Source organism: Saccharopolyspora terrae, from assembly GCF_004348435.1.
Taxonomy (GTDB): domain Bacteria; phylum Actinomycetota; class Actinomycetes; order Mycobacteriales; family Pseudonocardiaceae; genus Saccharopolyspora; species Saccharopolyspora endophytica.
Genome location: NZ_SMKS01000047.1, coordinates 18,914 through 30,987 on the forward strand (window position 1 = coordinate 18,914; position 12,074 = coordinate 30,987).

At 69.6% G+C, this 12,074-nt stretch carries 13 protein-coding genes; 12 read left to right on the top strand and 1 reads right to left on the bottom strand.

Translation table 11 applies throughout. The annotated features are described in order from the left end of the window. Positions 1–5: 5 nt before the first annotated feature. From E1181_RS22425 to E1181_RS22480, 12 genes are all read left to right on the top strand, one after another. Positions 6–917: a S49 family peptidase gene (locus E1181_RS22425; RefSeq protein WP_132677625.1), complete on the top strand. Its 912-nt coding sequence runs from the start codon at positions 6–8 to the stop codon at positions 915–917. A 300-nt stretch (positions 918–1,217) separates the two neighbouring features. Further along, the gene (locus E1181_RS22430; protein WP_132677626.1) at positions 1,218–2,054 is read left to right on the top strand and encodes a LytR/AlgR family response regulator transcription factor; all 837 of its coding nucleotides are present in this window, start codon (positions 1,218–1,220) and stop codon (positions 2,052–2,054) included. A gap of 10 nt (positions 2,055–2,064) precedes the next feature. Beyond that, positions 2,065–2,469, top strand: coding sequence for a hypothetical protein (locus E1181_RS22435; protein ID WP_132677627.1), 405 nt, complete (start codon positions 2,065–2,067; stop codon positions 2,467–2,469). Between the two features lie 268 nt (positions 2,470–2,737). Then, positions 2,738–4,480 carry a sodium/solute symporter gene (locus E1181_RS22440; protein ID WP_132677628.1) on the top strand — a complete coding sequence of 581 codons (1,743 nt, stop codon included), beginning with the start codon at positions 2,738–2,740 and terminating at the stop codon, positions 4,478–4,480. A 316-nt stretch (positions 4,481–4,796) separates the two neighbouring features. Continuing rightward, positions 4,797–5,147 (top strand): DUF485 domain-containing protein, encoded by a 351-nt coding sequence (locus tag E1181_RS22445; protein WP_132677629.1) that lies wholly within the window; start codon positions 4,797–4,799, stop codon positions 5,145–5,147. Between the two features lie 104 nt (positions 5,148–5,251). Beyond that, positions 5,252–6,775 carry a solute symporter family protein gene (locus E1181_RS22450; RefSeq protein WP_235876961.1) on the top strand — a complete coding sequence of 508 codons (1,524 nt, stop codon included), beginning with the start codon at positions 5,252–5,254 and terminating at the stop codon, positions 6,773–6,775. Positions 6,776–6,954: 179 nt separating this feature from the next. Then, positions 6,955–7,311 (top strand): rhodanese-like domain-containing protein, encoded by a 357-nt coding sequence (locus tag E1181_RS22455; protein ID WP_408010419.1) that lies wholly within the window; start codon positions 6,955–6,957, stop codon positions 7,309–7,311. Continuing rightward, entirely contained in the window at positions 7,308–8,219 is a 912-nt protein-coding gene (locus E1181_RS22460) for a DUF4328 domain-containing protein (protein ID WP_235876956.1), read from the top strand. Before E1181_RS22455 ends, E1181_RS22460 begins: the two co-directional genes overlap by 4 nt. A 51-nt stretch (positions 8,220–8,270) precedes the next feature. After that, a complete protein-coding gene (locus E1181_RS22465; RefSeq protein ID WP_132677630.1) occupies positions 8,271–9,056 on the top strand; it encodes a glycerophosphodiester phosphodiesterase in 786 nt (261 codons plus the stop codon). Between the two features lie 24 nt (positions 9,057–9,080). Next, positions 9,081–10,028, top strand: a complete 948-nt coding sequence (locus E1181_RS22470) for a DUF5926 family protein (protein ID WP_132677631.1) — start codon at positions 9,081–9,083, stop codon at positions 10,026–10,028. Positions 10,029–10,318: 290 nt separating this feature from the next. Further along, complete coding sequence (locus E1181_RS22475; protein ID WP_408010422.1) at positions 10,319–10,897, top strand: SigE family RNA polymerase sigma factor; 579 nt, start codon at positions 10,319–10,321, stop codon at positions 10,895–10,897. Next, the gene (locus E1181_RS22480; protein WP_132677633.1) at positions 10,897–11,424 is read left to right on the top strand and encodes a superantigen-like protein SSL4; all 528 of its coding nucleotides are present in this window, start codon (positions 10,897–10,899) and stop codon (positions 11,422–11,424) included. Before E1181_RS22475 ends, E1181_RS22480 begins: the two co-directional genes overlap by 1 nt. A 27-nt stretch (positions 11,425–11,451) precedes the next feature. Here the strand turns inward: E1181_RS22480 and E1181_RS22485 are convergent, their stop codons facing one another. Further along, positions 11,452–12,012: a ferritin gene (locus tag E1181_RS22485; RefSeq protein ID WP_132677634.1), complete on the bottom strand. Its 561-nt coding sequence runs from the start codon at positions 12,010–12,012 to the stop codon at positions 11,452–11,454. Between the last annotated feature and the right edge of the window lie 62 nt (positions 12,013–12,074).

A 12,074-nucleotide genomic window follows, 5' to 3' on the forward strand; every position in this document is an offset into this window, starting at 1 on the left:
GAGGTATGGACGAGAAGGCACCCCAGAAGTTCGTCGACGCGGTCACGGCCAAGCTGCCCAAGGAGCTGACCGAGAAGTTCGGCGGAAAGCTGCCCGGCATGAACGAGCGCGGCCCGGTCGTGGCGGTGGTCAAGCTGCACGGCGTCATCACGCCGCAGCCGTCGCCGATGGGGCGGCCCTCGATCTCGCTGCAGAACGTGGACTCCGCGCTCAACCGGGCGTTCTCGCACGACCGCCTCAGCGCGGTGGTGCTGTCGATCAACTCGCCGGGCGGTGCGCCCACCCAGTCCGCGCTGGTCGCGGACCGGATCCGCGGCCTGGCGGCGGAGAAGGACGTTCCGGTGATGGCGTACTGCGAGGACGTCGCCGCCTCCGGTGGTTACTGGCTGGCCTGCGCCGCCGACGAGATCTACGCGCACCAGACCTCGCTGGTCGGCTCGGTCGGCGTGGTCAGCGCCAGCTTCGGGATGACCGGGCTGCTGGACAAGCTGGGCGTCGAGCGCCGGGTCTACACCGCCGGTGAGAACAAGGTGCGGCTCGACCCGTTCCGCCCGGAGAAGGCCGAGGACGTGCAGTGGCTGCGCGGCCTGCAGGAAGAGCTGCACGGGCAGTTCCGGGACTGGGTGCGCGAGCGTCGCGGCGACAAGCTGTCCGGCGGCGAGGAGGAGCTGTTCTCCGGTGAGGTCTGGACCGGCGCGAAGGCCGCTGAGCTCGGGCTGATCGACGGCGTCGGCACGCTGCGCGAGATCATCGAGCGCAAGTACCCGAACGCCCAGGTGCAGACCGTGGAGGGCCGCAAACCGCTGCTGGCGCGCCTCGGGATGTCCTCGGGCGTGTCCAGAAACCCCGTGGCGAACCTGGTTTCCGGGCTCGATGCGCTCGAACACCGCGCCATGTGGGATCGTTTCGGCCTGTAGAGGCTCGTGCTTCGGGTCCCTGCCGGGGAAGGCTCGGCGGGGACCCGTTTTGCGCGGTGTTGCGGACAGAACTGATCCGGTTCGGGTAGGGGTCATCGCTCGATCAGCCCCGCGCGTTGATCCATTCGGGCGAAAATCGGCTCCGCGAGACAGATTCTTGCCGCTGGCCCCTCGTGGAGAACCCTCGTGCTGCGCTAACAACTAGGGTTCTGCGGCCACGTTCGCGGGATCGGCGGGAGGCCGGATGGGACATCGGGACATGGACAGTGCGCCGAAGGCGCGGCACGATATGGCGTTGCATTGAGTACACGTGAGAACCCCGCCGGGCTCGTCGTCCTCGCAGTCGATGACGAGCGGGCCGGGCTTGACGAGATGAAATTCCTGCTCGGCAGCAACCCTCGCGTCGGGCGGGTGCTGACGGCGTTCGACGCCGCCGAGGCGCTTCGCCTGCTGCGCAGCGACGACCCGGAGCTGATCGGCCGCCGCGACGAGGACGAGTCCATTGTGGACGCCGTGTTCGCGGACGTCTCGATGCCGGGTCTGTCGGGGATGGAACTGGCCCGGGTGCTCACCGCGTTCCGCAACCCGCCCGCGCTGGTGTTCATCACCGGGCACGAGGAGAACGCCCTGGAGGCGTTCGAGGTCGGGGCGCTGGACTACATCATGAAGCCCGCCAACGCCGACCGCGTCGACCGCGCGCTGCGCGGCATCGAGAAGAACAAGCAGCAGTCCGGCAAGAGCGGCTCACCCCAGCCGCTCGAAGCCCCCACGCCCGAGGACGACGAGGTCATCCCGGTCGAACTCGCCGGCACCACGCGGATGATCCCGCGCAAGGAGGTCCGCTGGGTCGAGGCACAGGGCGACTACGCGCGGCTGCACACCACCGAGGGCTCCCACCTGGTCCGGATTCCGCTGGCGCAGCTGGAGGAGCGCTGGGGCGAAGCCGGGTTCCTGCGCATCCACCGGTCGTTCCTGGTCTCGCTCGCGCTGGTCACCGAACTGCGGATGTCCTCGTCCGGCTACTCGGTGGTCCTCGGCGGCGGGCCGCCCAAGGAACTGCCCGTGTCCCGCAGGCACACCAGGGAGCTCAAGGACCGCCTGGTGAAGGCGCCGCGCGACAACTGGGGCCAGCAGTGAGCGGAAACGGATGAGCCCGGAGGGCTTCGACGTCCGCGCCCGGCTGAGCGAGCACTCGCCCCGGCCGAGGCGCAAGCGCGTCGTGCTCGCCGACCGCCGCGGACCGCACGTCCCCCGGGTCCGCGTCGAGGTCGAGGAGCAGACCGGAGCGCTGGAGGGGCTGGTCAGGGACCTCGTCGAGAAGCAGCTGCGGGCGGCGTTGCTGCTGTCCGGCGTCGTCGGCGCGGTGCTGCTCGGCTTGCCGCTGGCGTTCTGGTTGGTGCCGTCCCTCGGTGATGTCGAGGTCTTCGGGCTGCGGCTGCCGTGGCTGGCCCTCGGCGTCCTGGCATACCCGTTCCTGGTGGTCGTCGGCCTGCTGTTCACCCGCAAAGCGGAGCGCAACGAAGAGGACTTCCTAGGAATGCTGGAGGAATAGATTTCCGATGTGCTCTCCTCCTGCTCAGCGGTGCGGGTAGCGGAACCTCAGACGTCCTCCGGCTCCGGGATCCGAGACTGATGTATGTCCAATGCACGGCGCTACGGCTGTCCTCCCCGGAGAACGTCTGAGAACCCGCGGCGGTGCGAGTTGCTCGGGTGGGGTGAGGAGAAAGCGACTTCGTCGCTTGCCTGACGGCTGCTTCGGGTGCGAACGCTGCTCTGCGTAAGGTGGGTGCGATTCTTCAGACGCCAGGTGGCGGGGTGAGATGTTCTCGAATCTGTGGTCCTTGGGCGGCGTCGTACTGATCGTCGTCGCGACGCTGGGCATCGGCCTGTGGGGCTCGCGCTCGGCCCGGACCACCGATTTCTCCGCTGCTCGCAAGCCGGTTCGGGAAGAGCGCAACGCCGCGGCCATCTCCGGCGAGTACCTGTCGGCAGCGTCGTTCCTGGGCGTGGCGGGCCTGGTGCTCAAGGACGGCGTCGACGCGCTCTGGTACCCGATCGGTTTCGCGGCCGGCTACCTGGCGCTGATGCTGTTCGTCGTGGCGCCGATGCGCCGATCCGGCGCCTACACGATGCCGGACTTCGTCGAGGCGCGGCTGAACTCGCTGGACCTGCGCTCGTTGTCCACGGTGATCGTGGTGGTCATCGGCTGGCTGTACCTGGTGCCTCAGCTGCAGGCGGCCGGGATGACGCTGGGTGCCATCGTCGGGTTCGAGTACCACGCGGGAATCGTCGTGGTCGCGGTGATCGTGCACGTCAGCGTGGTCAGCGGCGCGCTGCGCGCGGTGACGCTGGTGCAGGCGTTCCAGTACTGGGTGAAGCTGTTCGCGATCACGCTGCCCGCGTTCGCGCTGCTGATGGTGTTCCTGGTCGGCGGGCAGCAGCAGGCGCTGGACGAGCCGCGCACGCCGTTCTTCCAGCAGGACACCACCGTTCGCGTCGAGACCGACGTGGTGCTCCAGGTGAGCGAACCGGTCTGGCTCACCACCGTCGAGGGCTTGGGGCAGCCGGGCGCGATGTACCTGCAGCGGGGCGAGCACCCGGTGCCGGCGGGAAGCGAACTGCGCTTCCCGGCGGGTGCGGCCGTTCCGGTGGTGACCGGGGCGGTGCCGGACAACGCGAGCTGGCTTCGACCCCAGCAGGACGGGCTGACCGGACTGCTGGAGACCTACTCGGTGCTGATCGCGACGTTCCTGGGCACGATGGGCCTGCCGCACGTGCTGGCCCGCTTCTACGCCAACCCGTCGGGCGCGGGCGCGCGCCGGACCGCGCTCTACGTGCTGGGACTGCTCGGGGCGTTCTACCTGTTCCCGACGATCTTCGGACTGCTGTCCCGGCTGTACGTGCCGCAGCTGCTGGTCACCGGCCAGACGGATGCGGCGGTGCTGCTGCTGCCGCACGCGATGCTGGGCAACTGGGTCGGCGGGCTGCTGGCCGCGATCACCGCGGCGGGTGCGTTCGCGGCGTTCCTGTCCACCTCGTCGGGCCTGGTCATGAGCCTGGCCGGGGTGCTGTCCGCGCGGGACGTGCTGTGGGGCCGGACGATGCGCTTCCGGTCGGCGGCGGTGCTGTCCTGCGCGGTTCCGGTGGTGCTGGCGCTGGCGTTCGACGACCACGACCTCGCGCGCAGCGTGGGCCTGGCGTTCGCGATGGCCGCGTCGACGTTCTGCCCGGTCCTCGTGCTGGGCATCTGGTGGCGCGGGCTGACCGCGGCCGGAGCGGCGTGCGGCATGGTCACCGGCGGATCGCTGGTGCTGATCTCGGCCTCCGCCTCGCACTTCGCCGGGCACACCGGCTGGTGGGCCCAGCTCGCGTCGCAGCCCGCGCTGTTCACGGTGCCGCTGGCGTTCGCGGTGACCTACCTGGTCAGCCTGGCGACCCGGGCTCGTGTGCCGGGCGGTGTCTCGCGGCTGATGCTGCGGCTGCACGCGCCGGACCGGCTGGGCTTCGTCGACAGCAGGCCGACCTCCGAACCGGTTTCCAAGCACGGCCGCCACGAGCGCTGAGGCCGCGGAATCAATTGCTCCGCTGAACGCTGCCCATGCGGCCAACCGTGTAGTTGAGGACGCAATTTCATTACTTTCCGTCGATCTTCTCGGCGGAACTCCGGACGATCAATACTCCGTACGAATGAAAAGCTTCCCAATCGGCACAATTCGATGCCTCCTGTTGAGGCGTCAACTTCACTCGATCGTTAGCACGCATACTCCCAACGGGCCTACCCAGCGCTACGTCAGGTTCCGTAGCGTTCCGGCGTTGTGTGATTCAGGCTCATGCTTGGCGATAACGCGAAGCTGAGCCTTTCTTTGTGGAAGGAGAGCCGTGAGCGCCACGGACCAAAACGGGTCCGGGTCCGGTATTGACGCCGAAACCTGGGCCGCTGCGCAAAGCAGTCCCGAATTCGCCCAACTGCGCAAGCGACTGCGCAACTTCGTGTTCCCCGTGTCGGCGTTGTTCCTGGTCTGGTACCTCGTGTACGTGTTGCTCGCCGACTACGCGCACGGCTTCATGAGCATCAAGCTGGTCGGCAACATCAACGTCGGACTTGTGCTCGGCCTGCTTCAGTTCGTGTCCACCTTCGTGATCACGACCTGGTACGTCCGCTACGCCAACAAGAACCTGGACCCGGTCGCCGAAAAGATCCGGGAAGACGTTGAGGGGGGCGGCAAGTGAGCACGTTCCAAGCTGTTTCCGCCGCCCAACCGATCGCTCAGGAAGCGGCCGGTGGCAACTCGCTGCTGAACATCGGAATCTTCGCGATCTTCGTGGCGGTCACGATGGTGATCGTGTTCCGGGCGAGCCGGAACACCAAGACCGCCTCGGACTACTACGCCGCCGGGCACGCGTTCAGCGGGCCGCAGAACGGAATCGCGATCTCCGGCGACTACCTGTCGGCGGCATCCTTCCTCGGCATCGCGGGCGCCATCGCGGTCAACGGGTACGACGGGTTCCTGTACTCCATTGGCTTCCTGGTGGCCTGGCTGGTCGCCCTGCTGCTGGTGGCGGAGCTGCTGCGCAACACCGGTCGCTACACGATGGGTGACGTGCTCAGCTTCCGGATGCGGGAGCGCCCGGTGCGCACGGCGGCCTCGCTGTCCACGCTGGTGGTGAGCTTCTTCTACCTGCTGGCCCAGATGGCCGGTGCCGGTGGCCTGATCGCCCTGCTGCTGGGCATCACCGACAAGGGCGGACAGGCCATCGTGATCGCCGTGGTCGGCGCGCTGATGATCCTCTACGTCCTGGTCGGCGGCATGCGCGGCACGACCTGGGTGCAGATCATCAAGGCGGCGCTGCTGATCGCCGGTGCCTTCGTGATGACGATCTGGGTCCTCGGCCTGTACGGGTTCAACCTCTCGGCGCTGCTCGGCCACGCGGCCGAGGTCGCCGGCGACAAGGTCCTCAACCCGGGCGCGCAGTACGGCAAGACGGAGACCAGCAAGCTGGACTTCATCTCGCTGGGCATCGCCCTGGTGCTGGGCACCGCCGGTCTGCCGCACGTGCTGATGCGCTTCTACACCGTGCCGACCGCCAAGGAGGCGCGTCGTTCGGTGGTCTGGGCGATCTGGCTGATCGGCCTGTTCTACCTGTTCACGCTGGTCCTGGGCTACGGCGCCGGTGCGCTGGTGGGACCGGACGCGATCAAGGACGCCCCGGGCGGGGTGAACTCGGCGGCTCCGCTGCTGGCCTCCTACCTGGGCGGTCCGCTGCTGCTGGGCTTCATCTCCGCGGTCGCCTTCGCGACGATCCTGGCGGTGGTGGCCGGTCTGACGATCACGGCCTCGGCCTCGTTCGCGCACGACATCTACGCGAACGTGATCAAGAAGGGCAAGGTCGACGACAAGCAGCAGGAGGTCCGCGTCGCGCGGATCACCGCGGTGGTCATCGGCGTCGTGTCGATCCTGGGCGGCATCGCGGCCAACGGGCAGAACGTGGCCTTCCTGGTCGCGCTGGCCTTCGCCGTCGCGGCCTCGGCGAACCTGCCGACGCTGCTGTACTCGCTGTTCTGGAAGCGGTTCAACACCACCGGTGCGCTGTTCAGCATCTACGGCGGTCTGGTGATCACCATCGTGCTGATCATCTTCTCGCCGGCGGTCTCCGGTGACAAGGAAGCGATGTTCCCGTCGATGGACTTCGCGCTGTTCCCGCTGAAGAACCCGGGCCTGGTGTCGATCCCGCTGTCGTTCCTGCTCGGTTACATCGGAACGATCCTGAGCAAGGACGAGAACGGCGGCGAGAAGTACGCCGAGATGGAGGTCCGCTCCCTCACGGGCGCGGGCGCGGAGAAGGCGGTCCAGCACTGACCCGATCCACCTCCTGACGAAGCGCCCCGGACCTGCCCAGGTCCGGGGCGCTTCGTTCGAGGCAGGGGCGGTTCTGGTCCGAACCGGCCGGGCGAACGCGACATCGATCATGATCGGTTCGGAACACAACCGGCCGCACCCTCACACCGAAGAGACGCCCGGCGTGGCAGCATCGGGGCGTGACTACTCCACCTCCTGGACAGGTGCCCGGCGTCGAGCCGGCGGAACTGCCCGAGAAGCTGCCGCAGGGCAGCGTGCTGCTGGACGTCCGCGAGGACGACGAGTGGCAGGCCGGGCACGCCCCCGAGGCCGTGCACATCCCGATGAGCAAGCTCGTCGAGCGACTCGACGACATCCCGGAGGCCGACCAGCTCTTCGTGGTGTGCCGCTCGGGCGGTCGTTCGGCGAAGGTCACCGCGTACCTCAACGCCAACGGCTGGGACGCGGTCAACGTCGAGCGCGGCATGAACGGCTGGTCGGCCATCGGCCGCCCGCTGGTGTCCGATGAGTCCGACGGCGAGCCGTACGTGCTGTGACACCTCCGCCCCAGCACGACCGGATGGAGTGGGTCGCCACTCCGCCCGGCGGTCCGCGCCGCGCGAGGCAGCGGCGACGGCCGCGCCCGTACACCGGCCCGCCGTCCTATCCGGCGCCTCCGCGCTGGGGTTTCCCGCTGCTGGCCTGGCGCTGGCCGCTGGCGCTGCCCACGAACAGCCGGGTCGACCAGGCCGAACGCGCCGGGACCACCGCCGCCACCGCGATCGCCGCCCTGTGGGTGACCGCGGGCGTCGCGGCGCTGGCGACCTTCGCCGAGGCGTGGCGCTACGTGCTGCTGCTGTTCAGCAGGGGTGAGGCGCTCTCGCGGACCGTGCTGGCGATCTCCGACGCCCTGGTCGGCACCACGGGCTTGATCCTGGTGCTGATGGGCGTGCTGACCGGTGTGTTCGTCGTGCTGTGGGGCCTGCGCGCGCGGGCCGCGGCGGCCGAGCGGATCGGCGTCCGCAGCGCCCGGCCGGACTGGCAGGTCGTGGCCGGGGTGCTGATCCCGGGCGCGAACCTGCTGATCCCGGGCGCGGCCGTGGCCGAGCTGGAGCACTCGCTGCTGGTCGCCGAGGGCGATCGTGAGAAGGACGCGCGCCCGTGGCCGAGCCTGCGGGTCCGGTTCTGGTGGGCGCTGTGGGCGGCGACCGTGGTGGTCGGCCTGCTCACCTTCGGCTGGACGTTCCGCGACGGGGTCCAGGCCCTGGCCGACGGCGTCGTGCTGCACGCGGTCAACAACGCGCTGGTCACGGTGCTGGCGGTGGTCACCGCGCGGCTCATCGACCACTTCATGCGGCTGCTGCTGCCGCCGGACCCGGCCGAGCTGAGCCGGCAGCGGGTCCACGCGGTCCGCGCCGCTCCTCCGCCGCCGCGTGCCGCGCGCCCGGACACGGCCCGCCGCTGAGGTGGGTCACAAGTGACGGCGGTGTTCGCATCCGGTCCGGATACTGGTGGTGTGGCGGAGATTCCTGAGGTCGTCGCGCACCGGGGCGCGTCGGCGGACCGCGCCGAGCACACCCGGTCCGCCTACGAGCTGGCGCTGGAGCAGGGCGCGGACGCCCTGGAGTGCGACGTCCGGGTCACCCGCGACGGTCATCTGGTCTGCGTGCACGACCGCCGCATCGACCGGACGTCCAGCGGACGCGGCGTGGTCAGCGCCCTGACCGTGGCCGCGATGGCGGAGGTCGACTTCGGCCGCTCCGCCGCCGAGTACGGCGTGCTCACCCTCGACGAACTGCTCGGCATGGCGCGCGCGAGCGGGCGCCCGACGAGGCTGTTCGTGGAGACCAAGCACCCGGTCCGCTACGGCGGTCTGGTCGAGCACAAGCTGGTCGCGCTGCTGGCCAGGCACGGACTGGCCGCGCCGGACGACCCGCGCGACTCCCCGGTCTTCATGATGTCCTTCGCGCCCGCGGCGGTCCGCCGCTTCAAGGAGGCCGCGCCCCGGGTGCCGACGGTGCTGCTGTTCTCGCGGTTCACCGGGACCCGCCGAGGTGGCGTGCTGCCGCCGTGGGCGGACCTGGCCGGACCCGACGTGCGGCTGCTGCGCGACGACCCGGGGTTCGTGTCGCGCGCCGCCGCGCTCGGCCGCGACACCTACTGCTGGACGGTCGACGCGCCCGCCGACATCGACCTGTGCCGGAGCGCGGGCGTGCGGTACCTCGCGACGAACTCGCCCGGGGGAACCCGGCTCCACCTGGCTGATCCCGATTCCGCCCAATTCGGTAGCGTCACGGGGTAGTCACCGCCAGCGATTGGAACAGCCGTGTCGAAGCGAGCCGCGACCAAGCCAGCCCAGCCCGAAGGCGCCGTCGGTCCCCGCCAGCCCTGCCCGTGCGGGTCGGGCAAGCGCTACAAGGCCTGCCACGGCAAGGCCGGTGGCTCAGCGGACGTGATCGTGACCCGGCCGTTCGAGGGCCTGGCCGCCGAGTGCGAGCTGGTCGCCCTGCGCGAGTTCGTCCCGTCGGCGATCGCGAAGCTGCCGATGCGCGACGGCTCGGAGATCACCCTGGCGACGGTGCTGCCGATGGCGGCCGCCGCGCTGCACCGCAACGACGGCGTGCGCTTCGTGGGTCTCCAGGTGCAGACGCACTCCGGCGACATCAGCCGCGACGTGGCCCGCGCGATCGAGTGGGTGAAGGAGGCCGAGACCGGCCAGTCCCTGTCGGTCGTGGGCCCGGAAACCGCCGAGGTGGGCGCCGTTCCGACCCGGCTGCAGGACCTGATCGACCCGGACGCCGCCCTCGACGTCGAGCTGCACGCCGACTTCGGTTGGTGGCTGCCGGAGGACGTGGACCCGGCCGGTGAGGTCGCGCTGTCGCTGGAACGCGCCAACGCCGCGATCATGCCCACCGACCGCCTCAAGGGCGTGACCTCGGCCTACTGGGTCGACGCGGGCGAGAAGGCGCACCTGCGCTGGGTCCGCCCCGAGCCGGAGGAGCAGCTGCTGGCCGCGCTGGCCCGGCTGTCGGCCCGCGGTGAGCTGGCCCTCGGCGAGGAGAGCCGCTACGCGGGCTCGTTCCGCGCGCACGGCCTGCTGGTCCCGGTCTGGGACCTCGACCGCGAACTGCACGCCCGCGAGTGGGACGAACCGGCGGTCGCCCTCGGCCAGCGCATCGACGAAGCCCTCGCCTCCCTGGAGAACGAGCCGCTGACCAGCTCGGAACGACGAGCCCGAGACGGACTACGAGGCCGCCAGGTCACCATCCGCTGACGGTTGCGCTCGTCTTGCTCAGCGGTGCGGGTGGGGGAACCTGAGCGGCTCCGTGGACTCCGCGCGCCACTTCTGATGTATGTCCAACACGGCGTCGCGGCGTGCTCGCCACGAAGCCGCTCAGAACCCCCGGCGGTGCGAGCTGCTCAGGTGGTGAAAGAGAAAACGGCTTCGCCGCTTGCCTGGCGTCACGTGCTCCGTTCGAGTGATCTCGGTTGCGGGTGGCAACGAAGTGGCGGCTACTTGCGTATCCCTCCACAGTGGTACCCGGCGTCGAGGGGGGTGGAGGGGTGACCGCGCACTCGCCTGCCGTGCCGGCCGCTGCCGAGGCGTCCGGAGTACCTGTGGGGCAGGCGCGCCGGGGGGACATGGCTGCGACAGAAGACGATTTCGCCGAATTCGTCCGGGTGGCTCTGCCTGGGCTGATGCGCTACGGCCACGCGCTCACCGGCAATCCGCACGACGCCGCGGACCTGGTGCAGACGGTGCTGGAGAAGGTCGGCGCGCGCTGGAACAAGATCAGCCGCACCACCGACGACCCCACCGCCTACGTGCGCAAGGCGATGGCGAACGCGCACATCAGCCGCTGGCGCCGCACCCGTCGCGAGACCCTGCTCGCCGAGTTCCCCGACGTCCCGGCCATCCCGCAGCAGGACCGGCTGGAGAACGAGCCGGTGTGGCAGGCGCTGCGGGATCTGCCGCCGAGGCAACGCGCGGTGGTCGTGCTGCGTTACTACGAAGGTCTTTCCGAACTGGAGATCGCCGACACCCTCGGCGTCAGCTGCGGAACCGTGAAGAGCCAGGCGAGCAAGGCGCTCACCTCCTTGCGGAAGCGGCTCGGCGAGACCGTCGAGGGAGGTGACGTGTGATGGATCTGGACGATGAGCTGCAGCGCCTGCTGCGCGACGACCGGCTGGACGTTCCGGTCCGCACCGGCGCGGAGTGGTCGCTGGTCGCCGCCGCGCGTCGTCGCCGCCAGCGCAACGGGGTGCTCGCCGCCACGGCCGCCGCGATCGGATCGGCGCTGCTGGTGGGCGGGGGAGTGGCGCTGGTCAGCCACGAACCCGCGCCGCTGCAGCCCGCCCGGCCGCCGGTGGTCCAGCAGCCCGGCCCGCAGGTGCCGCCTCCGCTGCCGTCGAGCGGGTCGGTCGCGCCGCCGCCCAGCGGGCACGTCCTCCCGCCGCCGTCGCAGCCGGACACCCGGTGGCCGCAGTCGAACCCGCAGGAGCCGGACCCCTCGGTCAGCGAGTCGTTCGACCCGTCGATCCTGCGCACCGCGCCTTCCCAGACGGCGGATCCGGAGACCTCCCAGCAACCGGACCCGGAGACGTCTCAGCAGCCCGCGCCGTCGGAGCAGAGCCCGCCGAGCGAAATGCACATCACCCCGAGCGGCTGAGCCACCCGGGGTGATGGGGACGGGGCGTCAGAGCGCGCCGCCGGCGGCCTTGGGGGCCGTGGGGTCGGTGCCCTCGTCGCCCACCGATTCGCGGGCGAGGAAGTTCTCGACGTCGAAGAGGTTGCCCTTGGAGCGGTCCACGACGTTGAGCAGCGTGGACATCGAGGCGACCTCCTCGACCTGCTCCTTGAGGAACCACTGCATGAACTGCTCGCCGAGGTAGTCGCCCTCATCGCGGGCGGTCTTGGCCAGCGTCTCGATCTCCCGGGTGACCTCGCGCTCCTGCTCCAGGGCCAGCGCGATCAGCTCGCGGGTCTCGGAGAAGTCGTTGCGGACCTGCTCGATGGCCGGAATCTGCGGCTTGATGCTGTTGTCCATGAGGTACTGGACGATCATCATCGCGTGGTTCCGCTCTTCGAGCGCCTGCTTGTAGAAGTGCGACGCCAGCCGCGGCAGATCGTTGTCGTCGAACCAGACCGCGACCGCGATGTACTGCTGCGAGGCGGTGAACTCGTTCTTGACCTGTTCCTGCAGCAAGTGTTCGAACTTCGATTCCTTGTGCTGAATCTTCTTCGCGGTGACAGCCATGCCACCAATATAACCTTGAATTGGTCCAGTTACATTCCAGGCGAACCTAATTATGATATGGG